The 26931-nt window shown below is 70.5% G+C and carries 27 protein-coding genes; 9 read left to right on the forward strand and 18 right to left on the reverse strand.

What is annotated here, in order from left to right:
* Positions 1-5 precede the first annotated feature (5 nt).
* Complete coding sequence (locus RIV14_RS07195) at positions 6-851, reverse strand: PHP domain-containing protein (RefSeq protein WP_075372841.1); 846 nt, start codon at positions 849-851, stop codon at positions 6-8.
* 58 nt (positions 852-909) lie between these two features.
* Between RIV14_RS07195 and RIV14_RS07200 the strand changes: the two genes are divergently transcribed.
* From RIV14_RS07200 to RIV14_RS07215, 4 genes are all read left to right on the forward strand, one after another.
* Positions 910-2010 carry a Gfo/Idh/MocA family protein gene (locus tag RIV14_RS07200; RefSeq protein ID WP_075372840.1) on the forward strand — a complete coding sequence of 367 codons (1101 nt, stop codon included), beginning with the start codon at positions 910-912 and terminating at the stop codon, positions 2008-2010.
* A gap of 65 nt (positions 2011-2075) precedes the next feature.
* Positions 2076-3716, forward strand: coding sequence for an aminopeptidase P family protein (locus tag RIV14_RS07205; protein WP_075372839.1), 1641 nt, complete (start codon positions 2076-2078; stop codon positions 3714-3716).
* Positions 3717-3770: 54 nt separating this feature from the next.
* A complete protein-coding gene (locus RIV14_RS07210; RefSeq protein WP_075372838.1) occupies positions 3771-4142 on the forward strand; it encodes an ArsR/SmtB family transcription factor in 372 nt (123 codons plus the stop codon).
* Entirely contained in the window at positions 4139-5113 is a 975-nt protein-coding gene (locus tag RIV14_RS07215; protein WP_075372837.1) for a cation diffusion facilitator family transporter, read from the forward strand. The genes RIV14_RS07210 and RIV14_RS07215 overlap by 4 nt, the downstream gene beginning before the upstream one ends.
* A 6-nt stretch (positions 5114-5119) precedes the next feature.
* On the opposite strand, the gene RIV14_RS07220 is transcribed toward RIV14_RS07215, so the two are convergent.
* On the reverse strand, positions 5120-5968 hold the full coding sequence (locus tag RIV14_RS07220; protein WP_075372836.1) for a sugar phosphate isomerase/epimerase family protein: 849 nt from the start codon (positions 5966-5968) through the stop codon (positions 5120-5122).
* Positions 5969-5997: 29 nt separating this feature from the next.
* A complete protein-coding gene (locus RIV14_RS07225; protein ID WP_075372835.1) occupies positions 5998-6804 on the reverse strand; it encodes a YflT domain-containing protein in 807 nt (268 codons plus the stop codon).
* A gap of 80 nt (positions 6805-6884) precedes the next feature.
* On the opposite strand from RIV14_RS07225, the gene RIV14_RS07230 reads away from it, so the two are divergent.
* The 3 genes from RIV14_RS07230 (at position 6885) to RIV14_RS07240 (ending at position 9952) form a co-directional block, all read left to right on the forward strand.
* A complete protein-coding gene (locus RIV14_RS07230) occupies positions 6885-8177 on the forward strand; it encodes a magnesium transporter MgtE N-terminal domain-containing protein (protein ID WP_075372834.1) in 1293 nt (430 codons plus the stop codon).
* Complete coding sequence (locus tag RIV14_RS07235; protein ID WP_075372833.1) at positions 8170-8739, forward strand: DUF1003 domain-containing protein; 570 nt, start codon at positions 8170-8172, stop codon at positions 8737-8739. Before RIV14_RS07230 ends, RIV14_RS07235 begins: the two co-directional genes overlap by 8 nt.
* 70 nt (positions 8740-8809) lie before the next feature.
* The gene (locus RIV14_RS07240) at positions 8810-9952 is read left to right on the forward strand and encodes an Mrp/NBP35 family ATP-binding protein (RefSeq protein ID WP_075372832.1); all 1143 of its coding nucleotides are present in this window, start codon (positions 8810-8812) and stop codon (positions 9950-9952) included.
* Positions 9953-9982: 30 nt separating this feature from the next.
* Here the strand turns inward: RIV14_RS07240 and RIV14_RS07245 are convergent, their stop codons facing one another.
* Positions 9983-10897 carry a twin-arginine translocase TatA/TatE family subunit gene (locus tag RIV14_RS07245; protein WP_075372831.1) on the reverse strand — a complete coding sequence of 305 codons (915 nt, stop codon included), beginning with the start codon at positions 10895-10897 and terminating at the stop codon, positions 9983-9985.
* Positions 10898-11056: 159 nt separating this feature from the next.
* On the opposite strand from RIV14_RS07245, the gene RIV14_RS07250 reads away from it, so the two are divergent.
* Entirely contained in the window at positions 11057-11692 is a 636-nt protein-coding gene (locus tag RIV14_RS07250; protein WP_009406302.1) for an O-methyltransferase, read from the forward strand.
* A 139-nt stretch (positions 11693-11831) separates the two neighbouring features.
* On the opposite strand, the gene RIV14_RS07255 is transcribed toward RIV14_RS07250, so the two are convergent.
* The gene (locus RIV14_RS07255) at positions 11832-11999 is read right to left on the reverse strand and encodes a DUF3117 domain-containing protein (protein ID WP_009396029.1); all 168 of its coding nucleotides are present in this window, start codon (positions 11997-11999) and stop codon (positions 11832-11834) included.
* A 105-nt stretch (positions 12000-12104) separates the two neighbouring features.
* Entirely contained in the window at positions 12105-12860 is a 756-nt protein-coding gene (locus RIV14_RS07260) for an LOG family protein (RefSeq protein ID WP_075372830.1), read from the reverse strand.
* A gap of 300 nt (positions 12861-13160) precedes the next feature.
* On the opposite strand from RIV14_RS07260, the gene RIV14_RS07265 reads away from it, so the two are divergent.
* Positions 13161-14900 (forward strand): phospho-sugar mutase, encoded by a 1740-nt coding sequence (locus RIV14_RS07265; protein WP_075372829.1) that lies wholly within the window; start codon positions 13161-13163, stop codon positions 14898-14900.
* Between the two features lie 65 nt (positions 14901-14965).
* On the opposite strand, the gene RIV14_RS07270 is transcribed toward RIV14_RS07265, so the two are convergent.
* From RIV14_RS07270 to RIV14_RS07325, 12 genes are all read right to left on the reverse strand, one after another.
* Positions 14966-15856: a metal ABC transporter permease gene (locus RIV14_RS07270; RefSeq protein ID WP_075372828.1), complete on the reverse strand. Its 891-nt coding sequence runs from the start codon at positions 15854-15856 to the stop codon at positions 14966-14968.
* Entirely contained in the window at positions 15853-16911 is a 1059-nt protein-coding gene (locus RIV14_RS07275) for a metal ABC transporter permease (protein ID WP_075372827.1), read from the reverse strand. Before RIV14_RS07275 ends, RIV14_RS07270 begins: the two co-directional genes overlap by 4 nt.
* Positions 16908-17726, reverse strand: coding sequence for a metal ABC transporter ATP-binding protein (locus RIV14_RS07280; RefSeq protein WP_075372826.1), 819 nt, complete (start codon positions 17724-17726; stop codon positions 16908-16910). The genes RIV14_RS07275 and RIV14_RS07280 overlap by 4 nt, the downstream gene beginning before the upstream one ends.
* Positions 17727-17734: 8 nt before the next feature.
* Positions 17735-18919 carry a metal ABC transporter substrate-binding protein gene (locus RIV14_RS07285; RefSeq protein WP_075372825.1) on the reverse strand — a complete coding sequence of 395 codons (1185 nt, stop codon included), beginning with the start codon at positions 18917-18919 and terminating at the stop codon, positions 17735-17737.
* 164 nt (positions 18920-19083) lie between these two features.
* Positions 19084-19737: a deoxyribose-phosphate aldolase gene (gene deoC, locus RIV14_RS07290; protein WP_075372824.1), complete on the reverse strand. Its 654-nt coding sequence runs from the start codon at positions 19735-19737 to the stop codon at positions 19084-19086.
* A gap of 47 nt (positions 19738-19784) precedes the next feature.
* A complete protein-coding gene (locus RIV14_RS07295) occupies positions 19785-20015 on the reverse strand; it encodes a hypothetical protein (protein ID WP_075372823.1) in 231 nt (76 codons plus the stop codon).
* A gap of 99 nt (positions 20016-20114) precedes the next feature.
* Entirely contained in the window at positions 20115-20915 is an 801-nt protein-coding gene (locus tag RIV14_RS07300; RefSeq protein WP_075372822.1) for a hypothetical protein, read from the reverse strand.
* A complete protein-coding gene (locus RIV14_RS07305; protein WP_075372895.1) occupies positions 20912-22255 on the reverse strand; it encodes a thymidine phosphorylase in 1344 nt (447 codons plus the stop codon). The genes RIV14_RS07300 and RIV14_RS07305 overlap by 4 nt, the downstream gene beginning before the upstream one ends.
* A gap of 39 nt (positions 22256-22294) precedes the next feature.
* Positions 22295-22729, reverse strand: a complete 435-nt coding sequence (locus RIV14_RS07310) for a cytidine deaminase (RefSeq protein ID WP_075372821.1) — start codon at positions 22727-22729, stop codon at positions 22295-22297.
* Positions 22726-24018: an ABC transporter permease gene (locus RIV14_RS07315; protein ID WP_070660113.1), complete on the reverse strand. Its 1293-nt coding sequence runs from the start codon at positions 24016-24018 to the stop codon at positions 22726-22728. Before RIV14_RS07315 ends, RIV14_RS07310 begins: the two co-directional genes overlap by 4 nt.
* Before the next feature lie 3 nt (positions 24019-24021).
* Positions 24022-25365, reverse strand: coding sequence for an ABC transporter permease (locus RIV14_RS07320; RefSeq protein WP_075372820.1), 1344 nt, complete (start codon positions 25363-25365; stop codon positions 24022-24024).
* Positions 25362-26891: an ABC transporter ATP-binding protein gene (locus RIV14_RS07325; protein ID WP_075372819.1), complete on the reverse strand. Its 1530-nt coding sequence runs from the start codon at positions 26889-26891 to the stop codon at positions 25362-25364. Before RIV14_RS07325 ends, RIV14_RS07320 begins: the two co-directional genes overlap by 4 nt.
* Positions 26892-26931: the final 40 nt, after the last annotated feature.

Raw genomic sequence — 26931 nt, forward strand, 5'->3', positions numbered from 1 at the left:
GGCCCTCAGGGGCGGACGAGGTCGAGGGCACCCTCATCGAGGATCCGTTCCAGCAGCTCGGGCGGCATGAGGTTCTCCCCCAGGCGGTTGGGCTTACCGGTGCCGTGGTAGTCCGAGGCCCCCGACAGCCCCAGCCCCAGGCGCTGGGCCAGGAGGCGAACCTGCTCGCGCTGCTCGGGGCCCTGGTCGCGGTGGTTCATCTCCAGGGCCGCCAGGCCGGCCTCGGCCATCTGGGCGAAGGTCTCATCGGGCACGAGGCGGCGCTGGCGTGAGGCGGCGCGCGGGTGGGCCGCCACCGGGACTCCGCCGGCGGCGCGCACCAGGCGGCAGGCCTCCACCGGGTCCAGCGCCCAGTGATGGACGTAGTAGGGCGAGGAGGTGGCCAGCGGCCCGGCGAAGGCGGCGTTGCGATCGGGGAAGGAACCGGCCGCAACCAGGGCGTCGGCAATGTGGGGGCGGCCGATCGTGTGGGAGTCGGCGCACTGGGACAGGACATCCTTCCAGGTGATCGGGAAGTCCTCGCTGAGGCGTTCGACCATCCGCTGCGCCCGGCTGTCGCGCGAGCGGCGGGCGCGGGCGAAGGCGGCCTCCAGTCCGGCGTCATCGGCCCGGTGCAGGTAGGACAGCAGGTGGAGGGTGACCCCGTCCGCAGCGCAGGAGATCTCGGTGCCGCGCAGCAGTGCGACACCGGTGTCCGGGACGGCTCGCGCCGCCTCCTCCCATCCGGCCGTCGTGTCGTGGTCGGTCAGCCCGACGACGTCGAGGCCGGCCCGGGCCGCCTGAGCCATGAGCCCGGCGGGAGAGTCGGTGCCGTCGGAGCAGGCCGAGTGGGTGTGGGGATCAATACGCACCGTGACAGTGTAGGTAAGTGTAGGTAGGAGCATCGGGAGACGTGGAAGACTGGACGACATGAGCGAGCCGAGCCGTACGACGGATACTGCGCCTCCCACACGCCTTCCCGACGACGCCCCGATCCGCTTCGGGGTGATCGGGGCCGGTTTCATCGCCCGGTGGTTCGCCGAGGCAGTCGCCTGTGAGCCGGGCGCCCAGATCGTGGCCGTCACCTCCGCCCACCGCGAGCGCGCCGCCGCCTTCGCCGCCGAGCACGGGATCGCGCATGCCTATGCCTCGCTCGAGGAGATGCTCGCCGCCCACGGCCCGGGCTCGCAGGCCCCGATCGACGTCGTCCACGTGGGCTCCCCCAACTCCTTGCACGCACAGCACGCGATCGCGACCCTGGAGGCCGGTTTCCACGTCCTGGTGGAGAAGCCCTTCGCCCTGACGCGCTCGCAGGCCGAGGCGATGGTGAAGGCAGCGCGGGCAGCCGACCGTTTCCTCATGGAGGGGTGGCTGTCCGCCTTCGAGCCCGGGGTGGCTCGGCTGCGTGAACACCTGCCGCGGCTGGGGCGGCTGCATCGGGTAGTGCTGTCCAAGGAGCAGTTCTCCTCGCGGATGGAGGTCTACCGCTCCGGTGGTCTGCCGCCGGCCTTCGATCCGGCACTGGGTGGTGGTTCCCTCATGGACCTGGGCATCTACCCGGTCAGCCTGGCCATCCACCTCTTCGGTGAGCCGGACCGGGTGACGGCCACCGGGACGCTGCTGGAGTGCGGTGTGGACGCACGGGGCACGGTGGTCCTGTCCTACGACTTCGGTGAGCACGCCGGGCTGGAGGTCGTCTGCCTGCACTCCAAGACCTCCCCGGGGACACAGTCGAGCTTCGCCGGGGACCATGACGTGCTGAGCATTGATGACTGCCAGTGGCCCAGACGCATCGAGCTGCGCGGCCCGGCGGCGGAAACGGGCGCGAGTGAGGATCTGTCGGTCGAGCGCGGCGTCCAGACGCCCGGCCACCAGCTCACCTACGAGCTGACCGAGGTGTGCCGCCTGGTACGTGCCGGCGCGCGCGAGTCCGATCTGCACCCGCTGAGCCGCTCCGTGGCGGCGGTCGGGGTCCTGCAGGAGGCCCGCCGCCAGGTGGGGGTGCGTTTCCCGGCCGACGAGCAGGGCTGATCCGTTCCAGTGTCCCTGGGCCCCACCCAGCACCGGCAGGGGCTCGACAGTGGGATGATGCCCCTATGGCATCGACTTCTCCCGCAGACACTCACCCGTCCGACGAGGCCCCCGCCTCCTCGCAGGAGGCCCCCCAGTCCTTGGCGGCGCGAGGCTCCAACCGGTCCCGCCAGCCCGACAACCAGGCCTTCCGCGACTTCATCGGCTCGGGGTGGGGCCCGCGCCCCGAGGGTCTGCCCGCCCGCAGCGAGGCGGCCCCCTGGGCGGCGGCCCGGCGTGAGGCCCTCGGAAGGCTCTTCCCCGGTGAGCGTCTGGTGCTGCCCGCCGGCGCGCTCAAGGTGCGCAACAACGACTGCGACTATCGGTTCAGGCCCCACAGCGCCTTCGCCCACCTGGCCGGCACCGGCACGGACTTCGAGCCGGACGCCGTGCTCGTCCTGGACCCCCTGACCGCGCCGGGTCAGGACGCGGGCTCCCCGGGCCACGCCGCCGACTCCACCGACTCCGACAACGCCGACGGCGCCGCCCCGACGCATGAGGCGGTCCTCTACTTCCGGCCCCGGGCCTCACGCTCCAGCCAGGAGTTCTACGGCGACCCCCGGTACGGCGAGCTGTGGGTAGGCGTGCGGCCCTCCCTGGAGGAGGTCGAGGCATCCACCGGCATGCGCTGCGCCCACATCGACTCCCTGCCCGACGCACTGGCCAAGGACGCCGGCTCCGACGCGGTCCGGCTGCGCGTCGTCGCCGAGGCCGATGAGTCCGTCACCGCCCTGGTGACCTCCACACGGGAGAAGGTCGGGCTGCAGACCGGCCAGGGAGCCGCGGAGGTGGACGCCGGTCTGGCCGAGGCCACCAGCGAGCTGCGCCTGATCAAGGATCCCTGGGAGATCGATCAACTGCGTGCCGCCGTCGCCGCCACCAAGGCCGGTTTCGACGACCTCATCCGCTCCATTCCCCGTGCCCGCGGCCACTGGCGCGGTGAGCGGGTCCTGGAGGGGGCCTTCGGGGCCAAGGCCCGTGAGGAGGGCAACGGCCTGGGCTATGACACGATCGCGGCGGCCGGCAACCACGCCAACACCCTGCACTGGATCAACAATGACGGCGCCGTTGAGCCCGGCCAGCTGGTCCTGGTGGACGCCGGCGTCGAGGTCGACTCCCTCTACACCGCCGACGTCACTCGCACGATCCCGGTCGATGGTCGCTTCACCGAGGCTCAGCGCCGGATCTATCAGGCGGTTCTCGACGCCGCCGACGCCGCCTTCGCCCGTGCGGGCACGCCGGGCTGCCGCTTCAAGGACGTCCACGCCGCCGCCATGGAGGTGATCGCCGCCCGTCTGGAGGAGTGGGGGATGCTGCCCGAGGGCGTGAGCGCCGCCGACTCCCTGGCCCCCGAGGGCCAGTACCACCGGCGCTGGATGGTTCACGGCACCAGCCACCACCTGGGTCTGGATGTCCATGACTGCGCCCAGGCGCGCCGCGAGATGTACATGGAGGCCGAGCTCAGGCCGGGCATGTGCTTCACCATTGAGCCGGGGCTGTACTTCCGCCAGGACGACCTGCTGGTGCCCGCCGAGATGCGCGGCACGGGCGTGCGTATCGAGGACGACGTCGTCGTGCGCGAGGACGGCAGCGTGGAGCGCCTCACCCAGGACGTGCCCCGCACTGTGGAGGAGGTCGAGGCCTGGGTCAGTGGGCTCATCGCCTGACTGACTGCTGGTCGCCCCCTTGCCCTCATCGTTACTCGCAGATAGCATCGGTGTATGACGATGAAACATGGGCTGCTGCCCGAGGACCGCCCCCAGGACCACGGCGCCGTGCGCGAGGCCTCCACCGTGGCCTCGCTGCTCGATGTCCTGGGGGACGCCACCCGCCTGGCGATCCTGCGTCACCTCCACGGTGGCGAGCACCGGGTGGTGGAGCTGACCGAGCACCTGGGCCTGGCCCAGTCAACCGTCTCCCAGCACCTGGCGATCCTGCGCAGCGCCGGTCTCATCTCCAGCCACTCCCACGGGCGAGCCAACGTCAGCCGGATCGAGAACCCCGAGGCGATCGAGCAGGTCCTGGCCGCGGCCGAGTCCCTGGCCGCCACCATCTGCGCGGACGCCGCGAACCGGAGCAAGGAGCCACAGTGAGCACCCCAGTCGGCCACGAGCCCCACGACCACTCCCCCAACCGCTCCCACGGTCACTCGCACAACCATGGCGCCGGGGCCTCGCGCGGGCGGCTCCTGGTCGCCCTGTACCTGTCGGCCACCGTCCTGGTGGCCGAGATCATCACTGCTCTTCTCACCGGCTCACTGGCGCTGCTGGCCGACGCCGGGCACATGCTCACCGACGTCGCCGGCCTGGCCATGGCCCTGACGGCCGCGCACCTGTCCGCGCGTCCGGCCACGGACCGCTCCACCTGGGGCATGCGCCGCGCCGAGGTCATCGGGGCCGCGCTCCAGGCAGGCATGCTCGCCGTCGTCGGCCTCTTCGTGGCCTTCAAGGCGGTTCACAACCTGCTGGTGGCCCCGCAGGTCGAGGCCTCCGGCATGCTCGTCATGGGGGTCATCGGCCTGGCCGCCAACGTCATCGCGCTGCTGGTCCTCTCCGGCGGCCGGGGGCATGACGGACACGGCGAGAACCTCAACATGAGGGCCGCTCTCCTGGAGGTCCTCAATGACGCCCTGGGATCGGTGGGCGTCATCATCGCCGCCGCCGTCGTGGCCCGCACCGGCTGGACCCGGGCCGACGCCGTGGCCTCCCTGCTCATCGCCGTCCTCATCCTGCCCCGGGCGGTGACGCTGCTGCGCTCGGCCCTGGCGGTCCTCATGGACTTCACCCCCCGGGAGCTGGACCTGGCGCAGGTGCGCTCGCACATGCTCGGCATCGACCACGTCGAGGAGGTCCACGACCTGCACGCGTGGACCGTCGCCTCGGGCATGCCGGTGCTGACCGCGCACGTCGTCGTGCGCGACGAGTGCCTGCGCGACGGTCACACCGAGGAGATCCTCGACCGACTCCAGCGCTGCGTGGCCGAGCACTTCCCGGTCAGAATCCAGCACGCGACCCTCCAGCTCGAGCCCGTCTCGCACCTGGAGCACGAGACCGCCTACTGCTAGGCCGGGTCAGGTACGGCGGTAGCGTTTGCGGGTCGGCTCGGGAATGTGGGCCGGTTCCCCACCCTCCAGGTACTCGCGGGCAAAGGCCAGGGCGCTGGCGAGGCCCTCGAGACGCTGGGCGGCCGTCATGGACCGGGTGGTCACCTCGACGACGACCTGTCCCCCACCAGCCTCGAAACCGGTGGCCACCAGGTGCTTGAGGACCCCGGCGCAGTCCTGGTTGCCCTGCCCGGGCAGCAGGTGGTCGTCCAGGGGCCCGGGCACACCGTCGGTCAGGTGCAGGTGACGCAGCGTGGGCCCCAGCGCACGGGCCATGGCCAGGGCGTCGGAGCCGGAGGTGGCAGCGTGGGAGATGTCCAGCGTCACCGACTTGTAGCCCTGCCCCACTGGGTCCCAGGTGGGCGAGTAGGCCTGGAAGTCGCGCGTGGAGTGGGCGTGGCGGGGCCGCCAGGTGAACATGTTCTCCACCGCCAGGTGGATGCCCGTGGTCGCCTCGCGCTGCGCGACCCCGGCGATGAAGGAGCGCGCGTAACGGGTCTGCCAGAAGAAGGGCGGGTGCAGCACCACCGTGGGCGCCTCGAGGTAGTGGGCCAGCTCAATGGAGCGGTCCACCTTGTCCCACGGATCGGCGCCGAAGACCCCGCGGGTCACCAGCAGCGTGGGGGCGTGGATGGCCAGCACCGGCTGGTCGAACTTCTCCACCAGGGCCGCCAGCCGGGTGGCGTCCTGGGACGCCTTCTCACTCCAGACCATGATCTCGACACCGTCGTAGCCCAGTTCCCGGGCGATGGCGAAGGTGTCTGGAACACTGCCAGGAACCACGCAGGCGGTCGACAGCCCCACCGGAATGCTCATTGTCGCGCTCCCTCGTCCCTCAGCACCGGTCAGCCCTCGTTACCGGAGCCGGTCTCATCGCCGGTCTCCTGCGACGACTCCGAGGCCCCCGACTCCTTGCGATCCCCCGATCGCGAGGGGCGCAGGAAGGGGTCGTAGTCCTCGGCAGCGGCCGGGGCACCGGAGGCGCGGCCGGCCAAGGTGGTGGAGGTCCGCTCAGGAGCGTCGCTGCCGGGCTGCGGCAGTCGCACCCCGAAGCGGGGCTGCTCGTCGGGGCGCGATCCGAAGGCGGTGGGCCCGGGAGCCTCCTGCCGTGCCCGACGCCGCTCCTGGGAGCGCCGCAGCGCCCCTCCCCCGCGTGCAAGGTTGCCCGGGACATCGGCCAGGGCCTGGCTGGCCTCGTGAATCTCACGGGCGGCGATGATCGAGTAGCGCGAGGCCACGACCTGGCTGATGGAGGTGAAGTCGCGCCGCCCTCGGGTCAGGGCGTAGCTGAAGAGCTGGAAGACGATGCCCCACAGCACCCCCAGCAGGACGCAGGCCCAGAAGTTGAGCCTGGGACCGCTGCTGCCGGCCACCGACATGATGATGCCGAAGAACATCCCGATCCACAGGCCGTTCATGGCCCCCGACATCGCTGCGCGTCCCCAGCTCATGCGTCCGGTGATGCGCTCGACCTGACGCAGGTCGGTGCCGATGATCGCCAGGTGCTGAACCGGGAAGCCCTGGTCCGACAGGGCATCCACCGCCCTCTGCGCCTCGGGGTAGGTCGCGAAGGAGGCCACTTCCTCCCCCTGGGGCATGACACCACCACTGGACGAGGTCAGGGAGGACAACGGGCTCGGATTGGCGTTCATGGGGGCTATCGTCGCACGCGCGGGCACACGGTACGGACCCATCGGCCGGCAATCACGCCTCAGGCGCATAGGCTTGGCTTGTGGAGAACACCAGGACGCGCACGACCACCAGGGTTTTTGTGGCCCGCCTCATCGGCACCTCTGTCTTCGACCCCTTGGGCGATGCGGTGGGCAAGGTCCATGACGTCGTCGTCCTGCTGCAGATGCGTGGAGAGCCCAGGGCCGTCGGCTTCGTCATCGACGTCTCCAGCCGGCGTCGCGTCTTCCTGCCCCTGTCGCGGATCACCGCGATCAAGCCCGGAGCCGTCATCACCACCGGCCTGATGAACATCCGCCGCTTCACCCAGCGCCACGTGGAGACCCTGGTCGTCGGCGAGCTGCTGGACCGGGTGGTCACCATGCGCGACGGCTCGGGGACCGTCACCGTGCGGGACGTGGCCATCGAGCGCGACCGCGGCATGGACTGGAAGGTGACCCGCCTGTTCGTCCAGCGGGCCTCCTCGGGTCCCCTGGGCCTGCGCCGCGGGGAGACCTTCACGGTGCGCCCCGATGAGGTCAGCGGCCTGGCCGACAGCGCCGACAAGCAGGGCGCCACCGCATTGCTGGCCACCCTGGAGGACCTCAAGCCCGCCGACCTGGCCGACGTCATGCGCGACCTGCCCCAGGACAGCCAGATGCGCGTGGCCGCCGAGCTGGCCGACGAGCGCCTGGCCGATGTCCTGGAGGAGCTTGGCAACGAGGACGCCGTCGCCCTTCTGTCCCGCCTGGAGGCCGGTCGCGCCGCCGACGTCCTGGACGTCATGCAGCCCGACGACGCCGCCGACCTGGTCGCCGACCTCCCCCAGCTCAAGGCCACTGAGCTGCTGGGCCTCATGGAGCCCGAGGAGGCCGAGGACGTGCGCCGCCTCATGGCCTACGACGACTACACCGCCGGCGGCCTGATGACCACCGAGCCGATCATCCTGCCCCCCGAGTCGACCGTGGCGACCTTTCTGGCCCAGTCCCGCAAGGCCGAGGTTCCTCCCGCCCTGGCCGCCGTCGGCTTCGTGTGCCGCCCACCCCTGGAGTCCCCCACCGGCAAGTTCGTGGGCATGATCCACTTCCAGAGGGCCCTGCGCGAGCGTCCTCAGCGCCTGGTCGGCTCCATCGTGGACACCGACGTCGACTCCGTGCGCCCCGAGGACTCCATCGGTACCGTCACCCGTCTGCTGGCCACCTACAACCTGACGGCCCTGCCGGTCCTCGATGACGCCGGGCGCCTGCTGGGTGCTGTCAGTGTCGACGACGTCCTGGACCACCTCATGCCCGACGACTGGCGCGTGGCCGACGAGGCCGTCACCGACGAGACGATCGAGAGGGGAGCCAATGCCTGACCAGCTCGACCAGCCCTTGCCCGACAGCCGCCTGCGGTGGCTGCGCAGGACGCATCCGACCCACGCCTCGCGCTCCGACGGCTTCGGCCGCTTCGCCGAGGCCACCGCCCGCTTCATGGGCTCCCCCCAGTTCGTGCTCTACATGTCGATCTTCGTCGCTGTGTGGATCGTGGCGAACCTCGTCCTGGTCAAGATGCAGCGGGCCTGGGACCCCTATCCCTTCATCCTGCTCAACCTGGCCTTCTCCACCCAGGCCTCCTACTCGGCCCCCCTCATCATGCTGGCCCAGAACCGGCAGGACGACCGCGACCGCGTCACCGCCGAGCAGGACCGCCAGCGCGCCCAGCGCAACCTGGAGGACACCGAGTTCCTCACCCGGGAGATCGCCGCCCTGCGCCTGGCCATGAACGACGTCGCCACCCGCGACTTCGTGCGCAGCGAACTGCGTGACATGCTCAGCGAGATTCTCGCTGAGGAACGCCTCACCCGTGAGGAGATCGCCGAGTTCCAGGACAGCGACGACGAGCCCGACGCCGCACCGGGGCAGCGCACCGCCCACTGAGAGCGTCTCCCGCCCCCACGTGGGGCTCGCCACCTGTCGTGGCACTCCGGGGCACCCCTAGGATGGGCCCATGACGCAACCGACTCATGACGCCGTCATGGAGGCGCTGGCCAGGGTCATCGACCCCGAGCTGCACCGCCCCATCACCGACCTGGGAATGGTTTCCTCCGTTGACATCGCCGAGGACGGCGTTGTCAGTGTCGAGGTGCTCCTGACCGTGGCCGGGTGTCCCCTGAAGGACACGATCACCGCTGACACCCGTCGCGAGGTCAGCACCGTCGAGGGCGTCACCGAGGTCCAGGTGAGCCTGGGCGTCATGAACGACGAGCAGAAGGCCGAGCTGCGGCGTCGCCTGCGCGGAGGGGCCGCCGAACCGGTGATTCCCTTCACCCAGCCGGGCAACCTCACCCGCATCTACGCCGTCACCTCCGGCAAGGGTGGGGTCGGCAAGTCCTCGGTGACCGCGAACCTCGCCGCCGCCATGGCCGCCCAGGGTCTGAGCGTGGGCGTGGTCGACGCCGACATCTACGGCTTCTCCATTCCCCGCATGCTGGGGGTGGACCGAGTGCCCACCCAGCTCGACGGCATGATCGTGCCGCCCGTGGCCCACGGGGTGAAGGTCATCTCCATCGGCATGTTCGTGGAGGACAAGCAGCCGGTCGTCTGGCGCGGCCCCATGCTGCACCGCGCCGTCCAGCAGTTCCTCTCTGACGTGTTCTGGGGCGACCTGGACGTCCTGCTGCTGGACCTGCCGCCCGGCACCGGCGACGTGACGATCTCCGTGGCCCAGCTGCTGCCGGGCGCCGAGATCCTCGTGGTCACCACCCCGCAGACGGCCGCCGCCGAGGTGGCCGAGCGCACCGGCCTCATCGCCGCCCAGACACACCAGAAGGTGGTGGGCGTCATCGAGAACATGTCCTACATGCCCCAGCCCGACGGCTCACGCCTGGAGATCTTCGGCTCCGGCGGAGGCAAGATCGTCAGCGCCTCCCTGAGCGAGACCCTCGGCTACGAGGTGCCGCTGCTGGCCCAGCTGCCGCTGGACATCCGCCTGCGTGAGGGGTCCGACACCGGCCTGCCCGCCACCGTGGCCGAGGACGGCAAGCCGGCCGCCGACGCCCCCGCTGCCCTGGAGCTGTCCGCCGTGGCCCAGCGCCTGACGCACCGCTCCCGCGGCCTGGCCGGCAAGAGCCTGGGGGTCACCCCGGCCTGACGCCGGCCCCGCGCGTCCCTCTGGCCGAGGTCAGAAGTCGACGGCGATACGCGCAGCCTCGGCGCGAGTGCGGGCGGCGGCGTTGGCGGCGCGCACGATGTCGCGCGGGGACAACGGCCGCACGCGGGTGCGGGTGTCATCGCCCGCCGCGGTGGAGTCCCCTGCCTCCTCACCGCAGGCAGCGGCCTGTGGCTCGACCAGGCTTGCCGGGACCTCCACCGGCTCCGACTCAGCCGACTGGTCGTCCTCCTCGGTCGCCTCCGCCTGCTCGGCGGCGTCGCTTTCCTGGGACCGCTCGCCCTCGGTCGCCTTCGGTACGGTCTCATCAGACCCGTCAGCCGACTCGACCGGCTCAGCCGACTCGGACACGGCCTCGGCGTCGCCCGCCTGCTGAAGCACTCCCCGCGGTGGGGTGGAGACTGCCTGCTGCTCAGCGCTCTGCAGGCGCTCTGCGTTCTCGGCACCCTCAGTGCTGCTCTCGGAGCTCGTGGGGCTCTCGCTGTTGTCAGCATTGTCGGCGTCGTTCTCGGCCAGCCGCTCCTCGCGCTTGGCCTCGATCTGCTTGCTCAGCGACGTGGCCCGATCCTGCTTGACCACATCGTTGACGGCCTGAGCGGCGTCGTCGGAGATCTCCTTGACGGCTGAGCCGACGGAGCGGAAGGGGTGGGCGAGGTCCTCGCGAATGGCGTCAATGTCCTCCCCCAGGGCGTCGCGCACGATCTTGCGAGGGTCGTACTGGCGCGGGTCGAGGCTGGACAGGTCCAGGTCGGCCATCTCGGGGCCGACCTCCTCGGCGATCTGGCTGCGCGCGTTGTCCAGGAACACCCTGAGCTGACGTACCATCTGCGTGAGCTTGCGGGTGTACTCGGGCAAGCGCTGCGGCCCCACCACGATCACCGCCACCAGGATGATGACGAGGAACTCAGATCCGTTGATGCCGAACACGCCGCTCAGTATAGGGAGTCCTGACCGCCCCGGTCCGCCTCGGTTCGCCTACTGGCGGACTCACCCGAGCGAGCGCCCTTCCGCCTATCGGGCCGAACACCTGGAACAATGTGGCTTGATGGGTGCGCCTGGCACCCCGCAGCAGAAGAAAGGCTCACAGTGAGTGCGGACAAGACGCTGAGCTGGTCCTACACGGAGGACTTCACCGCGGAGGACGAGGCCACCGCCCAGGCCCGCATACGCGGGCTCGAGCTCGGCATCACCCCGGTGTCCTCGGGGACCGGAGCGGCGCTGCGGATGCTGGCCGCCTCAGTGGGGGCCAAGTCCGTGGCCGAGGTCGGCACCGGCACCGGAGTCTCGGGCCTGTGGCTGCTAGGCGGCATGGGGACCGACGGGGTCCTCACCACGATCGACGTCGAGCCCGAGCTCCAACGCGAGGCCCGCCGCGCCTTTGACGGAGCCGGCTACCCCTCCTCGCGCACCCGCATCATCCAGGGACGGGCCTCGGACGTCATGCCCCGGATGGCGGCCCGCTCCTACGACATGGTGGTGCTCGACGTCGCCCCGGAAGAGGCCATCCTCCTGGCCTCCAACGCCCTGCGGATGCTGCGCCCCGGCGGGGTCCTGGCCGTCACCCGCGCCCTGTGGAACGACCACGTGGCCGACCCGGCCCGCCGCGACGTCACCACTGTGGCAGCCCGTGAGCTCGGTAAGGCGCTGCGCGCCTCCCGGGCCCTGCTGACCACACTGCTGCCCGTCGGAGACGGCCTGCTCGTCTCCGTGCGTCAGACCTGACCGCCAGCGGGACGGAACGAGGAAGAGGGTCAGACCCGCATGGGGTCCGACCCTCTCTCGTGAGGTTGGGTGACTCGGCCACCGGCTACTCGGCCCCGAGGACCGAGTGGTACCGGCTGCCCCGGGGCGCCTGGATCGCTCAGATCTTGGCGTTGGCCAGAGCCTCTCCGAGTGCCTTGACCTCATCAGCCGTGATCTCGAGGACGAGTCGACCACCGCCCTCAAGCGGAACCCGCATGATGATGGCGCGGCCTTCCTTGACGACTTCGAGGGGGCCGTCTCCGGTCCGGGGCTTCATGGCAGCCATGTGCTCACCTTTCGTCAGTGCTGCGCGGGCACATCGCCGCGCGACCTGTCATATTCTACGACATTCAAGGTGCGACGTTCGATGATGGGTCCGCCATGACACGATTCACGCACCCGCCCGGCCGTCACGCAGTCGGCGGGCCGCACTGACCACATAGTCCACGGCGGCCTCGGCGTCGTCGGCAACATGCAGCAGGTCGGGGTCAGCCGAAGAGATCATGCCGCGCGCGACCATCGTGGTGCGCAGCCACTCCAGCAGCCCGCCCCAGTAGCCGCTGTCCACCAGGACGATGGGGAAGGAGGAGATCTTCTGCGTCTGGACCAGGGTGAGGGCCTCGAAGAGCTCGTCGAGGGTCCCCATTCCGCCGGGCATGACGACGAATCCGTCGGAGTACTTGACGAACATGGTCTTGCGGGCGAAGAAGTAGCGGAAGTTGACCCCGAGGTCGACGTACTCGTTCATGCCCTGCTCATGGGGCAGCTCAATGCCCAGTCCCACCGAGGTTCCACCGGCCTCGTGGCACCCGCGGTTGGCGGCCTCCATCATGCCGGGGCCGCCTCCGGTGATGACGGCGTAGCCGGCGCGCGCCAGCCCGGCGCCGACCTCCATGGCCACGCGGTAGGTGGGGTCCTCGGGCTTGCTGCGGGCCGAGCCGAAGATGCTGATGGCCGCCCCCAGCTCCGCCAGGGCCCCGAAGCCCTCGACGAACTCCGCCTGGATGCGCATGACCCGCCACGGGTCGGCGTGGAGCCAGTCGGCGTCGGCGTCACTGCTCAGCAGGCGCGCGTCGGTGGTCTGGCTGGGGATCTGGGTGCCGCGCAGCACCACTGGTCCCTTGCGGTAGGACTCGCGTGTACTCATGGCGCCATGATCCCTTAATCCTGGCCAGGCAGCGACGTGTTCGACGCTCAGGAGCGAAGGACACATGGGAGACAAAAGTCCCAGACACTCGCTCCCGCCACCCACTTCCTTCTCGACATCAACACACCTCTCAGGACTCTCAAAACAACCTCGAATTATACCGCCAATTTAATTCAAGAAATCTTATCTTTAGGTATGTTCCGTCATTTTGGTGACTGAATTCTCCTTGTGTTTGGAAACACCAGTGAGGAGCGTCATTGTGAGCGTTTCCAGAAGTTCTGGCGCGGTACCGTCACGGATATGACCCGAGGCCCTGAAGATGTGTACGACGACGTTGCCGTGGACGCGTGGATCCAGGACGATCCGGATCCCGTCACTCGCGCCGAGCTCACTGAGCTCCTGAGCGCCGCCCGTTCTCATGGCGAGCAGGCCCAGGCGGCTCGCAGAGCACTCAGTGATGCCTTCAGCGGCACCCTCGCCTTCGGCACGGCCGGCTTGCGCGGCCGCCTGGGCGGCGGCCCCAACCGGATGAACCGGGTCGTCGTCATCCGCGCCGCAGCAGGCCTGTCCGCGTACCTCAAGGACTGTCTCGGTGAGGGCTTCAGCGTGGTCATCGGCTACGACGCCCGCCACAACTCTGAGCAGTTCGCCCGCGATACGGCCGCGGTCGTCACCGGCGCGGGCGGACGGGCCATTCTCTTCGAGTCGCACTGCCCCACCCCAGTGCTCGCCTTCGCGCTGCGGCGCCTGGAGGCCGACGCCGGCGTCATGGTCACGGCCTCGCACAACCCGCCGCAGGACAACGGCTACAAGGTCTACCTGGGCGGGCGGGCCGTGACCGACTCGGGGCAGGGGGCCCAGATCGTTCCCCCCTATGACAGCCAGATCGCTGCGGCGATCGACGCCGTCGGCCCGGTGTCCTCCGTACCCCGCCCGCAGTCGGGCTGGGAGACGGTCGACCCGCAGATCCGGGAGGAGTACATCGAGCGGGCCGCTCAGGCGGCCCGGATGACGGCCCCCGCCCCGGTGAGGATCGTGCTGACGGCGATGCACGGCGTGGGTGGGGCCATCTGCCGGGAGGTGCTCGCGCGAGCCGGGTTCACCGACGTCGTCGAGGTGGCCGAGCAGTTCGAGCCGGATCCGGACTTCCCGACGGTCGCCTTCCCCAACCCGGAGGAGCCCGGGGCGCTGGACCTGGCGCTGGATAAGGCCCGGCAGGTCGATGCGGACCTGGTGATCGCCAACGATCCCGACGCTGATCGTTGCTCGGCGGCGATCCCGGACGAGGACGCTCCCGGTGGCTGGCGTCAGCTGACAGGCGACGAGGTCGGCGCGCTCCTGGGGGAGCAGGCCGCCGAGCTGGCCGCTTTCGCCGGCAACGGGGTCCTGGCCTGCTCCGTGGTCTCCTCCCGCCTGCTGCGCCGGATCGCCCAGTCCCACGGCTTGGGCTTCCGCCGCACCCTGACGGGTTTCAAGTGGATCAGTCGGGAGCCGGGCCTGGTCTTCGGCTACGAGGAGGCGCTGGGGTACTGCGTCGATCCCGCCGCGGTGCGGGACAAGGACGGTATCTCCGCCTCGGTGCGGTTGGCGGTGCTGACCTCCGTGCTCAAGCAGCAGGGCCGGACCTTGCAGGATCTGCTCAACCGGCTCGCACGCGAGCACGGGCTGCACGCCACGAGCCCATTGAGCATGCGGGTCGAGGACCTCGACATCATTACCAGCACCATGGAGCGCCTGCGTTCGGGCGGAGCACCGGCCAAGCTTGCCGGCTCCCCGGTCACCACGACGGTGGATCTGCTCGACGGCGTCTCGGACGGTAACGGCGGCACCCTGCCCCCCACGAACGGGCTGGTGTGGGTGACGGCCTCGGATGATCGGGTGGTCGTGCGCCCCTCGGGGACAGAGCCCAAGCTCAAGTGCTACTGCGAGGTGATTCTGCCGACGAATGGCACGCCGGTGGCGCAGGTGCGCAAGGCGGCCGCTGAGCGCCTGGAGGCCATCAAGGCCGACCTGCGCGGCATCCTGGGGATCGCCGCCTGAGAGCCCGGCCTCCTCCGCAGACCCGGCTCCGGCGTCGCTGGGAGCACCCGCACAGGATCGGCGGCTCATCCCCGACGTAGCAGAGGCACCCGCACCCAGACTCCGCTCATCACGGACCAGTGGACCAGGGCCGAGACCAGGTAGACCACCCCGGAGGCCACCGCGATGACCCCACCGGCGGACAGGCTCAGCTGCACCGCGATCAACAGCCCGGCCAGGGCCGAGGCCGCCCCCAGAACCGGGGCACCGATCAGCAGCTGGCGCATGGTGCGCGTCCACGGCGCCAGCGCGGCCGCGGGCGCGGCAATGAGTGCGATGGGCAGAATCGTGCCGACGGCGGGAACGAGCATCACGATGGTCAGGGTGATCATGACCATGACGGTCCCCTCGGCCCAGGTGGGGTTCAGCCCGCTGGCGCGGTACCCCAGCGGGTCGAAGCTGTAGAAGGTGAGGAACCGCCCGGCCACCACGAGCGCGAGGATCGTCATCGCCAGAACGACTCCGACGGCGATGACATCGACGTGGTTGACGTTGAGCACGGATCCGGCCAGGAAGGAGTCCACCTTGATCGGCAGCGGGGCGAACCACTTGTTGAGGAAGTAGCCCAGGGCGAATCCGAAGGTGAGGACGACGCCGGCCGCTGACTGGGAGGAGATCCCGGGAACCTGGGAGAGACGCCGCATGAGCCAGATCATCGGCAGGCACATGAAGGCGGCCCCCACCAGCACCAGGGTGGACAGGAGGGTGAAGTCGGCGCGCTGGCCGAGGATCGCCCGCGAGAACCAGGCGGCAGTGACCACGCCAACGATCGCTCCGGGGAAGGTCGCGTGGGTGAGTGACTCGGTGAAGAAGATCCGGCGATGGACCAGTGCGAGCGCGCCCACGAGCCCGGCCAGCAGCCCCATGAGAACGACCTCGATGATGGGCAGCAGGAGGATGTCGAGCCCGATCCTCATACTCGGCTCCTCTCGGCCGCCGGGGCCACGGCACTCGCCGAGTCCTCCGGTCCCCCGGTGCGATCAGCGGTGGTCTCCGCTCCCGCCGTCGTCGAGGTCGCCGCCACCGTTGCCGGCTGCGCCGAGCGAGCGTGGTGGCGGATCCTGGCCAGCCGTTCACGCGCGGTGGAGACACCGACGGCGAGCAGGAGGAGCCCGGTCATCACCAGGGCCACGGTGGCCTGCGGGGAGATCGGCTTGTCGGAGGTCTCGGGCAGAGCCATGAGCAGCATCCCGAGGTATCCGCCGCCCACACCGACGGCGATGGCGATGAGGACCATGGTGCGCACCCGGGAGGCGAGGACGCGCGCCGTCGCGCCGGGGATGACGAGGTAGCCGATGACCAGGAGGATGCCCACCGCGGTCGAGGCGGAGACGACAGCGGCCGCGATGGCGGTGTTGAGGACCAGGTCGAGTGCGAGGAGCCTCAGCCCGGAGGCACGGGCACCGGTGCGGTCGAAGGCGTAGGCGACCTGCTCCTTCCAGGTCGCCATGATGAGCAGCAGCGCGACGGCGCACACGATGAGTGCCTGGGCCAGGCGCGCATCGGTGACCTCCAGGAGGCGGCCGAACATGAGGGCCTCGAGCTGGCCGGACATGTCGCCCTTGACCAGGGACAGGATGAGCCCGATGGAGAAGAAGCTGGTGAGGACGACGGCGGTACCGGCCTCGGAGGCCTCGCCCCGACGCGAGCGGTGGGAGACGATAGTCAGGACCAGGGCCGCGGCGACGGCGACGGCGGAGGCCGCCGGGATGATCGCGTCGATCCCCCAGTAGACGGCGCCGGCGACGATCCCGGGGAAAACGGAGTGGACCATGGCCTCGGCACTGAACTCGGCGCTGCGCAGGTTGACGACGACACCGATAACACCGGCGACGACGCCCAGAAGCACCACCATGACCAGGGGACGGAAGAGAAAGGGGGCCTCGGCCAGGTCCATGAGTCCGGGGACGTTGGCGGCCGCCAGGCGCAGCTGCTCGAGGGCCTGGCTGAAGAGCGTCATCGCGTCACTCATGACAGCTCCTGCGTGCCCGGGCCCGAGCGCAGCCCCAGCAGCCGGGTGGTGCCGTGGCCGCCGTAGGCCTCGTCGATGTAACGGGCCACGAGCACCTCGTCGCGCGGGCCGAAGGCGATCTGCCGTCCGGCCAGGAGGGCCACCTGCTCGCAGGTCTCCTGGGCCAGGACGAGGTCGTGGGTGGAGATGATCAGAGAGATGCCCTGCTCCTTGAGGTCGGCGATGATGGACAGCAGGGCATCGCGGTTGGGCTGGTCCAGGCCGTTGAAGGGCTCATCGAGGAGGATGAGGCGGGGCCGGGCGGCCACGCAGCGCGCCACGAGGACGCGCTGCTGCTGGCCGCCGGACAGGGTGCCGAAGCGCCTGTCGGCGCGGTCGGCCAGGCCCACGCTCTCGAGGGCCTCCAGCGCCCGACGACGGACCTCGGCGCCGGGGCGCCGCAGGATGCCGAGCTGGGAGTACATGCCCATCTGAACCACCTCCCGCACGGTGGCGGGAAAAGTGGGGTCGAGGTCGCTGAGCTGAGGAACGTATCCGACGGACCCCCGTGGCGCTCTGCCCGGTGCCGCCCCGTTGACACGCACCCGGCCCCTGCTGACGGTCACCATGCCGAGCAGCGCCCGCATGAGTGTCGTCTTGCCCGAGCCGTTGGGGCCCACGAGTGCGAGGGCCTGCCCGGCCGGGACCCGACCACTGACGCCGGTGAGCACGGTGGAGGAGCCGTAGGAGAAGGAGGCGTCCTCCAGGGTGACGACCGGTTCGGCGGTAGTGGATGGGGTGGTCTGCCCGGAAGCGCGATCACGGGGGTCTGTCATACGGTTCCTCACTTGACGTCAGAGGCCTTGGGGGTCCACTGGGCGAGGTCGGCGGGGATCTCGGTGACCTTGCCGCCCCAGGCCTTGGTGAGGTTGGAGACGTTGTGGAGGATGGAGCCGATGTAGGTCTCGCCGTCGGATCCGGGGGTCCCCAGGGAGTCACCGTAGAGGGCCTCGTCGCCGATGACCGCCTTGACGCCGGCGACCTCGGCGACCTTCTGGACGGACTTGGGGTTGTTGGAGTTCTCAGCGAAGATGGCCACGGCCCCGGAGGCCTTGACCTTGTCGGCGGTCTCCTTGATCTTGTCGGCGGTGGCGTCCTGCTGGGCGTTGAAGTCGGACAGGGCGGCGCCCTCGAACTTCACGCCGAACTCCTTGCTGAAGTAGCCGAAGGCGTCGTGGCTGGTGAACAGGACCCGCTTGTCCTGGGGCACCGAGCTGAGCGAGCTGGCGGCCCACTCGTCGAGCTTCTTGAGCCTGGCGACGTAGGCGTCCACGTGGCTGCGGAAGACACCGGCCTGTTCGGGGGAGGCCTTCTCCAGGGCGGCACCGATGTTGGTGACCTGGATGATGGCGTTCTTCGGCGAGGTCCACACGTGCGGGTCGAAGCGGAACTCGGGTTCGCTCTCGCCCTCCTCCGGTGGGAAGGGCCACTTGGCGACCTCGACCTTGGCGCTGCCCCGGTCGACCTTGTAGGGCTTGGCCTCCTCCTTCTTCTTCTGGGCGGCCAGGTCGTCGACATCGGCGGCACCGGCGACCCCGGAGGTCACCACCATGGTGCCCTTGAAGCCGGTGGAGTCGACGGCGGAGTCCAGGAAGTGCTCCAGGTCGACGCCGGAGATGAAGAAGAGATCCGCCTCGGACAGGGCCTTGGACTGGGCCGTGGTCATGTCGTGCTCGTGCGCCGAGGCGTTGGGGGCCAGCAGGCAGGTGAGCTTGAGGTGGGACTTGGCCTTGGCGGCGTCGGCTCCGAAGTGCTGGGTCTTGCCGTCCGCGCCGGTACGGTCGAAGGAGAGGTCACTGGAGGCGTCGCCGCTGGCGAGCTGGGTGATGTAGTCGCAGATCTGCGTGGTGGAGGCGACCGCCTTGACCGTTCCCGCGGCGTCGGCCGAGGTCGAGCTGTGACCACAGGCAGCCAGGGCGGGAGCGGACAGGGCGAGGCAGGCGAGCGCCACAACGCTGCGGCGACTCATACTGGGGATGGTTCTCATAGCGCCGAGTATAGTTTCGGGGACCCGAAACTTGGCAAGTTGAGGCGATCCTTCCCTATTCGTGCCGACGGGGACGGCGACGGGCCCGGCTGCTGTGCCGGGCCCGCCGGTGATGTGCGGTGATGTGCGACGACGCACGGTTCCCTTCAGTCGTCCAGCCCCTCCAGGACGGCGGTGCTGGAGGACAGGCCCAGGCGGTTGGCGCCGGCCTCGACCATGGCCAGGGCGTCGGCGGCGGTGCGGATGCCGCCGGAGGCCTTGACGCCGAGGCGCTCTCCCACGGTGTCGCGCATGAGGGCGACGGCGTGGGTGGAGGCTCCGCCGGCGGGGTGGAAGCCGGTGGAGGTCTTGACGAAGTCGGCTCCGGCGGCCTCGGCGGCGCGGCAGGTGGAGACGATCTCCTCATCGGTGAGAGCGGCGGACTCGATGATGACCTTGAGGACGGCGCCCCGGCAGGCCTCGCGCACGCCGCGGATGTCGGCCTCGACGGCGTCGGCGTCACCCTCCTTGACAAGGCGGAGGTTGACGACCATGTCGATCTCCTCGGCGCCCTTGGCCAGGGCGTCGGCGGCCTCGGCGGCTTTGACGGAGGTGGCGTGGGCACCGGAGGGGAAGCCGCAGACGGTGGCCACGTGCAGTGCCTCGGGCACCTCCACCGGCAGGAGGCTCGGGGAGACGCACACGCTGTAGGTACCCAGGGCGGCGGCCTCGGAGATGAGCGCATTGACCTGGGCGGTGGTGGCCTCGGGCTTGAGGAGGGTGTGGTCGATGAGGCGGGCGATCCGGGCGCGCGTGGTCATGGGGGTCCTTCCTGGTGGGCAGTCACGACATCATGGCCCGGTCGCCCTCATCGGGGCAAAGTCGACTCGACCCGACGCAGGACGCGAAGCCCCCACCCCTGCAAGGAGAGCGGGATGAGGAGAACTGCAGGGATCCACAGCCCGCGCAGACCGTACAGGCCAATACTGAAGGGAACGGACAGGACAGCGACCGCCCCGAGTACTCCGACGGCGAGGATCATGATCGCCAGGGCTCGCTGAGTATCCCGGAGATCCGCATCATGGCCGGTAGTCGTCATCAGGCATCACCCTCACCGAAACGTAGAAGAGAACACGCGCCCGCCTTCAGGACGACAGAACCTTTTCCACCCCTCGAAACAGGATAATACTCTATGCGGTCAGTTCTCGGGCGCGATGACGGCGAGGACGCGGGGCCAGTTGCCGAGCTCGCGGGGGCCGGGGCGGTGCGGATCGCGCGGGGCGGTCAGGTCGAGGGGGCGCACGGATCCGCTGGAGGGCTCGTAGATGTGCGCGCGCCCCTTACCGGGGTCGTCCTGCCCGATGGCATGCCAGGGCAGGGCCAGGACGTAGTGGCGGGGCACGGCCGGGGTCCGGGCCAGGGACGCGCGCAGCCTCGTCCTCGCCGTGGGCTCGCTCTCGGCGTCGTCGAGGACGAGTGGACCGCCGGTGACCAGGATGACCGGGAGCCCGCCTGCCAGCGCCTCACGGATCGAGGCGACCTCACTGCCCCAGGCGGGGCCGTGGTCGCTCACCCACGTCACCGTGTAACGACGGCGCCCGCTGCCCGGCGTGCAGGCGCTCGCGATCTCGGTCATTTGCCGGGCCACGGACCAGGGTGTGGAGCCGAGTGCCTTCGGCCAGGGCAGGATCCCCAGGCCGCGGATATTCATGGCCCGTTGGAGACGCACCTGCTGGCGGGACAGGACGGAGACCAGCTGCTTGCCCTCCCGGCCGAGTGGCGCGGCGGCCATCTCCTGGGCGAGGTCGCTCGTCACGGCTGCGCGCTCGCCGGGCGCCAGGAGCAGGCGGGCGGCCAGGAGGCAGGTGGGCCCGCAGGTGGTGGCGTCAGTCTGGGTCAGGGTGATGGCCTGGCCCGCCTGGGTGAGGCGGCCCACCCGCAGCCGGGAGTTGACGGCTCGGGCGACGATGGCCGGCCCCACCTGCCGGGGCGCGGTCATCCGATGCGCTCCAGGATGACGCCACGCTCCCGGCGGGCCACGGCATCGGCCGCTTCCTGGGAGCGGGCCTCAGAGATGACGATGCCGCCGGCGAGCGCCTGCCGGGCGCGGGTGAAGCGCTCGGGTGTGGCGGCGTGCAGGGTGAGCAGCGGCTGGCCGGCGCGCACCTCGTCGCCCGGTTTGGCGTGCATGGTGACGCCGGCGACGGCCTGGACCGGGTCCTCCTTGCGGGCCCGCCCGGCCCCGAGGCGCCAGGCGGCCACCCCGACGGCGAGGGCGTCCAGGGTGGCCAGGACCCCATCGGCCGGGGCGGTGACAGTCTCGGTCTCGGGCGCCTGGGGCAGGGGCGCGTCCGGGTCGCCTCCCTGGCGGGAGATCATGTCGCGCCAGATGTCCATGGCGCGTCCGTCTGCCAGGGCGGCACGGGCCTCATCCTCCTCCACAGGTCTGCCTGCGGCGGCGCACATCTCCAGGGCCAGGGCCACGGTGAGGTCGACGACGTCTGCCGGTCCCCCGCCGGCGAGCACCTCGAGGGACTCGGCGACCTCGAGGGCGTTGCCCGCGGTGCGCCCGAGCGGGGTGGACATGTCGGTGAGCAGGGCGCGGGTGGTCACGCCGGCGTCGGTGCCCAGGGCCACCATGGTGGAGGCGAGCTCGCGGGCCTGGCCGAGCTCCTTCATGAAGGCGCCCGAGCCGACCTTGACGTCCAGGACGAGGGCGCCGGTGCCCTCGGCGATCTTCTTGGACATGATCGAGGAGGCGATGAGGGGGACGCAGGAGACGGTGGCGGTGGTGTCGCGCAGGGCGTAGAGGCGCTTGTCGGCGGGGGCCAGGCCCGCCCCGGCGGCGCAGATGACGGCTCCGGGACCGTCGGCGCCGAGCATCGCCAGGATCTCCTCTCCCGTGAGGTCGGCCCGCCAGCCGGGGATGGACTCCAGCTTGTCCAGGGTCCCGCCGGTGTGCCCGAGCCCGCGTCCGGACAGCTGGGGGACGCTCACGCCGAAGACGGCCACGAGCGGCGCCAGCGGCAGGGTGATCTTGTCCCCCACTCCCCCGGTGGAGTGCTTGTCAGCCGTGGGGCGGTGCAGGCCGGAGAAGTCCATGCGCTCCCCGGAGGCGATCATGGCGGCGGTCCAGCGGGCGATCTCGGCCCGGCTCATGCCGCGCAGGTAGATGGCCATGGCCAGGGCGCTCATCTGCTCCTCGGCGACGGCGCCGCGGGTGTAGGCGTCCACGACCCAGTCGATCTGGGCGTCGCTCAGGGTGGCGCCGTCGCGCTTGGCGGCGATGACGTCGACGGCGTCGAAGGGCTCGACGACCGGCGTGGCGGGGACGGTCACGGGGTTCTCCTCCATCTGTGGCTGCTGGTCAGCCGGCCCTCAGGTCTGCTGGCCGACGACGCGTTCGACGTCGTCGGCGCAGAAGCGGTCGGGCAGGACCTCGTCGATGCTCATCATCCCTGAGGGCATGGCCAGCACCATACCGTTGGCGGCGTGCTCGCTCAGGAGCTGGCGGCAGCGCCCGCACGGCGCGAGGGCCCGGCCGTGGGCGTCCACGCAGGCGAAGGCGACCAGGCGCCCTCCCCCGGTGCGGGTGAGCTCGGAGACGAGGCCGCACTCGGCGCACAGAGTGACGCCGTAGCCGGCGTTCTCCACGTTGCATCCCGAGACGAGTCGACCGTCGTCGGCCAGGGCGGCGGCGCCGACCTTGAAACGGGAGTAGGGGGCGTAGGCGTGGGTCATGGCCTCCATGGCGAGCTCGTGCAGGGCTTGCCAGTGGGCGTCGGTCAGATCGGTGGGCGCGATGCTGCTCACGGGTAGGGCACCCCCTCGGCGGCCGGAGCACGCACCTTGCCCACGAATCCGGCCACCGCCAGGATCGTGACGATGTAGGGGATCATGGAGATGATGTCCGGTGAGACCGAGCTGCCGATGACCGGCAGGGTCTGGGCCACGGAGGTGGCGAAGCCGAAGAGTAGGGCTGCCCCCAGGGAGCCCAGGGGCCGCCAGGCGCCCAGGATCATGGCGGCCAGGGCGATGTAGCCGTTGCCGGCGGTCATGTCGTTCTCGAAGGACAGGCCCGATCCGACGGTGAAGAAGGCCCCTCCCAGTCCCGCGAGCGCCCCGGCCAGGGCCAGGTTGGTCACGCGGGTGCGCATGACGTTGATGCCGACGGTGTCGGCGGCCTTGGGGTGCTCACCGCAGGCCCGCAGCCTCAGCCCCCACCGGGAGCGGAAGAGCATGACGGACAGGACCGCCACAGCGGCGTACATGAGGTAGACGAGGATCGTCTGGCGGAAGAGGACCGGCCCGATGATCGGGATCCGGGACAGCAGCGGCACCGTCAGGGTGGGCAGGCGCAGGGCCCGGTTGAGGCTGGGGCTGGAGGACAGGAAGGTGGAGAACAGGAAGCCGGTGAGCCCGGAGACCAGGACGTTGAGGACGACGCCGACGACGATCTGGTTGACCCGGTAGCGCAGTCCGAACAGGGCCAGCAGGAGGGCCACGAGGACTCCGGCCACGGGTGCGGCCAGGATCCCCACCCAGGGGTTGGAGCAGGCCGAGGCGACGACGGCCCCCAGGAAGGCCCCGCCCAGGAGCTGGCCCTCGATGGCGATGTTGATGGTGCCCGAGCGCTCCCCGATGATCCCGGCCAGTGAGCCGTAGACGAGGGGGACGCTCAGTCCCAGCGCGGAGGACAGGATGGTCACCAGGGGGATGACGCCGCTGCGTCCGGCCCCGGCCCAGGCCAGGAAGGCCAGGACGAATCCGATGCCGATGAGGGCGGCGGCCCAGGTCGGGATCCTGGTGCGGCGCCGGGAGCGGTCGAAGGCGACGGCGGTGGCCGCCGCGACGATCCCGGCGGCGGCGAGGATGACCAGGCGCGCGTTGAGCTCGGGGGCCCCGAGCCTGAAGAGGTCGGAGGAGGCGGTCAGGTCGAAGGTGGTCGAGCCGCGGGCCCCCAGGGCCATGAGCCCCTGCAGGAGGAGCGCGACGACGCCGGTGATCGGGATCTTCAAATCCATGGGCGCGAGCGCCGCGGGCGCGGACGCATCCGGTGCGGTCGCGGCGTGAGAGTCGGCGGAAGCGGTTGATGCGCTCATGGCTCAGGCCTCCTTCGCGGCGGGAGCGGCCGGGGCTGCGGCCGGCACTGAGGCGGGGGACGGGGAGGTGGCGCCGAGGGGCTCTCGGCGCTCCGGGAGCCGGAAGATGGCCCGGATCAGGGGCGGCGCGGCGATGAACAGCACGATCGTGGATTGCAGGACCAGGACGATCTTGATGTGGGTGCCCGGGGCGGCCTGCATGGCGGTGCCTCCGGCGCGCAGCGCCCCGAAGAGCAGGCCGGCCAGCACGGTCCCCAGGGGGCGGGAGCGGCCCAGGAGCGCCACCGTGATGGCGTCGAAGCCGATGGTTCCCACGACCGACTCGTCCATGCTCTTCTGGGTGCCCAGGACCGGCGCGGTGGCGGCCAGCCCGCACAGGGCGCCGGAGATCATCATGACCAGGCTCGTCACCCATGGCACGCTCATGCCGGCGGTGCGGGCGGCGTCGGCGTTGAGTCCGGTGGCCCGCAGCTGGAAGCCGAGGCGGGAGCGCTCCATGAGCCACCACACGGCCACGGCGACCAGCAGGGCCAGGAGGAAACCGGCGTGGAGGCGGAAGGAGTCGCCGGCCAGCGAGGGGTACTGGGCGGTGTCCGCCACGGTCAGGGACTTGCGGTTGCCGGTCTCTCCCTCACCGTTGAAGACCTTGAGACTGAGCACCTGGGACAGCAGGTGGGCGGCGATCGAGTTGAGCATGATCGTCACGATCACCTCGTTGGCACCGGTACGGGCCTTGAGGACACCGGCGATGCCGCCCCACACCAGTCCACCCAGGGCCGCCCCGACGACGGCGACGAGCAGGTGAGCCACCGGCGGCAGGTTCCAGGCGATGCCCACATAGCAGGCCGTGATCGCCCCGAGGATCATCTGCCCCTGGCCACCGATGTTGAACAGGCCTGCACGGAAGGCCACCGCCATGCCGAGCCCGGCGATGATGAGCGGGGTGGCGTTGGTCAGGGTGTCGGTGATGGGTCGGATCATGCGCACGCCCGTGGTGGCGCGCCAGTCGAAGACGGCACCGCGCAGCAGGGAGCTGTAGGCCTCGCTCAGGGTGGAGGCGGTGGCGTGGAGGAAGTCGCCGGGGCGGTTGAACAGGTAGGTGGCGGTGTAGCGCACCTCGGAGTCGGCCGCGAGGATGAGGATCGAGCTGAGGATCAGGGCGGTCAGGACCGCGAGCAGCCCGACGACGGCCGGTGAGGAGGCGACCTGCCGCAGCAGGGCGGCCTGGCCTGCATGCCGACTGCCCGGCTGGCCGCTCAGGCCTCTCTCGGTCCGTTTCCCGGGGCGGTCCTCGGACGGGGGCCTCGGGGTTGCTTCGGTGCTGGAGCCGGTGGTGGGGGTGCTCATCGTGTCTGCTCCTGAGGGTCGAGGGCCTGTTCGGCGGGGGTGCCGGCCATCATGAGGCCCAGGGCGTCGCGGGCGGTGTCGGCCGGGACGGTGCCGACGATCCGTCCGCGGTACATGACGGCGATCCGGTCGGCCAGGGCGTAGATCTCATCGAGCTCGGAGGAGATGATGAGGACGGCGGTGCCGGTGTCCCGCTCGGCGACGATGCGCTGATGGACGAACTCGATGGAGCCCACGTCCAGGCCGCGGGTGGGCTGGGAGGCGACGAGGACCTTGAGGGGCCGGGAGAGCTCGCGGGCGAGGATGGCCTTCTGCTGGTTGCCTCCCGAGAGGGTCGAGATGGCGTCGTCGACGTCGGTGACGCGCACGTCGAACTCCTCGCGCATCCGGTGGGCGGCGTGGCGTACGCGCGTCGGGGACAGTGACGGGCCCCGCCCCAGGGAGGGGTCGTCGTAGCGGTCCAGGACCATGTTCTCGGCGACGGAGAGCTCGGCGACCATGCCGTCGGTGGTGCGGTCCTCGGGTACGAAACCCAGTCCGGCTCGCAGGCGGCGGCGCACCGTGTGGCCGGTGACGTCCTGGCCGTCGAAGGCGATGGAGCCGGCGGTGGGCGCCCGCAGCCCGAGGATGACCTCGCTCAGCTCGGTCTGACCGTTGCCCTGGACACCTGCAATGGCGAGGATCTCGCCGGATCGCACGTGCAGGTCGATGTCCTGAAGCACGACGGTGCCGTCCTCGATGAGGCTGATGCCCTCCAGGGTGAGCCCGTCGTCCCCGGGGGCGGCCGGGGGCTTGTCAACGGTCAGGGAGACGTCGTGGCCGACCATGAGGCCGGCGAGCTCGGCGGCCGAGGCGGTGGGCTCGGCGGTGCCGACGACGCGGCCGCGGCGGATGACGGTGATGGTGTCGGCGACCTCGCGGATCTCGCGCAGCTTGTGGGTGATGAAGACGATGGAGGTGCCCGAGTCCTTGAGCTCGCGCATGATGGCGATGAGCTCGTCGGTCTCCTGCGGGGTGAGCACGGCGGTGGGCTCGTCGAGGATGAGGACCTTGGCGTCCCTGGCCAGGGCCTTGATGATCTCCACACGCTGCTGGACGCCCACGGGCAGGTCCTCGATGAGGGCGTCGGGGTCGACGTCGAAGCCGAAACGACGGGAGATCTCAGTGACCTTGGCCGCGGCGGCGCCGGCGTTGAGGATCCCCAGCGGCCCGACCGGCTCGTAGCCCAGGGCGACGGACTCGGCCACGGTGAAGACGGGCACGAGCATGAAGTGCTGGTGGACCATGCCGATGCCTGCGGCCACGGCGTCGCCCGGACCGGAGAAGGTGACGGGCTCATCGTCGATGAGGATCTCTCCGGCGTCGGGCTGGTGGAGGCCGTAGAGGACGTTCATGAGTGTGGACTTGCCCGCGCCGTTCTCGCCCAGGAGGGCGTGTATCTGGCCGGGTTCGACGGTTAAGTCGATGTGGTCGTTGGCCACGAGCGGCCCGAAGGCCTTCGTGATCCCGCGCAGCTCAAGCTTCACAACAGGCTCGCTTCCGGGTGGCGGTGGAGGCTCGGGGCGC

The organism is Actinomyces acetigenes (assembly GCF_031296635.1).
GTDB lineage: Bacteria > Actinomycetota > Actinomycetes > Actinomycetales > Actinomycetaceae > Actinomyces > Actinomyces acetigenes.

What these genes read in the sequence shown, in the direction of transcription:
- RIV14_RS07200 (WP_075372840.1), top strand. Translation starts at nt 910, where the DNA reads ATGAGCGAGCCGAGCCGTACGACGGATACTGCGCCTCCCACACGCCTT.
- RIV14_RS07205 (WP_075372839.1), top strand. Translation starts at nt 2,076, where the DNA reads ATGGCATCGACTTCTCCCGCAGACACTCACCCGTCCGACGAGGCCCCC.
- RIV14_RS07210 (WP_075372838.1), top strand. Translation starts at nt 3,771, where the DNA reads ATGACGATGAAACATGGGCTGCTGCCCGAGGACCGCCCCCAGGACCAC.
- RIV14_RS07220 (WP_075372836.1), bottom strand. Translation starts at nt 5,968, where the DNA reads ATGAGCATTCCGGTGGGGCTGTCGACCGCCTGCGTGGTTCCTGGCAGT.
- RIV14_RS07225 (WP_075372835.1), bottom strand. Translation starts at nt 6,804, where the DNA reads ATGAACGCCAATCCGAGCCCGTTGTCCTCCCTGACCTCGTCCAGTGGT.
- RIV14_RS07235 (WP_075372833.1), top strand. Translation starts at nt 8,170, where the DNA reads ATGCCTGACCAGCTCGACCAGCCCTTGCCCGACAGCCGCCTGCGGTGG.
- RIV14_RS07240 (WP_075372832.1), top strand. Translation starts at nt 8,810, where the DNA reads ATGACGCAACCGACTCATGACGCCGTCATGGAGGCGCTGGCCAGGGTC.
- RIV14_RS07255 (WP_009396029.1), bottom strand. Translation starts at nt 11,999, where the DNA reads ATGGCTGCCATGAAGCCCCGGACCGGAGACGGCCCCCTCGAAGTCGTC.
- RIV14_RS07260 (WP_075372830.1), bottom strand. Translation starts at nt 12,860, where the DNA reads ATGAGTACACGCGAGTCCTACCGCAAGGGACCAGTGGTGCTGCGCGGC.
- RIV14_RS07265 (WP_075372829.1), top strand. Translation starts at nt 13,161, where the DNA reads ATGACCCGAGGCCCTGAAGATGTGTACGACGACGTTGCCGTGGACGCG.
- RIV14_RS07270 (WP_075372828.1), bottom strand. Translation starts at nt 15,856, where the DNA reads ATGAGGATCGGGCTCGACATCCTCCTGCTGCCCATCATCGAGGTCGTT.
- RIV14_RS07275 (WP_075372827.1), bottom strand. Translation starts at nt 16,911, where the DNA reads ATGAGTGACGCGATGACGCTCTTCAGCCAGGCCCTCGAGCAGCTGCGC.
- RIV14_RS07280 (WP_075372826.1), bottom strand. Translation starts at nt 17,726, where the DNA reads ATGACAGACCCCCGTGATCGCGCTTCCGGGCAGACCACCCCATCCACT.
- RIV14_RS07285 (WP_075372825.1), bottom strand. Translation starts at nt 18,919, where the DNA reads ATGAGTCGCCGCAGCGTTGTGGCGCTCGCCTGCCTCGCCCTGTCCGCT.
- deoC (WP_075372824.1), bottom strand. Translation starts at nt 19,737, where the DNA reads ATGACCACGCGCGCCCGGATCGCCCGCCTCATCGACCACACCCTCCTC.
- RIV14_RS07295 (WP_075372823.1), bottom strand. Translation starts at nt 20,015, where the DNA reads ATGACGACTACCGGCCATGATGCGGATCTCCGGGATACTCAGCGAGCC.
- RIV14_RS07300 (WP_075372822.1), bottom strand. Translation starts at nt 20,915, where the DNA reads ATGACCGCGCCCCGGCAGGTGGGGCCGGCCATCGTCGCCCGAGCCGTC.
- RIV14_RS07315 (WP_070660113.1), bottom strand. Translation starts at nt 24,018, where the DNA reads ATGAGCGCATCAACCGCTTCCGCCGACTCTCACGCCGCGACCGCACCG.
- RIV14_RS07320 (WP_075372820.1), bottom strand. Translation starts at nt 25,365, where the DNA reads ATGAGCACCCCCACCACCGGCTCCAGCACCGAAGCAACCCCGAGGCCC.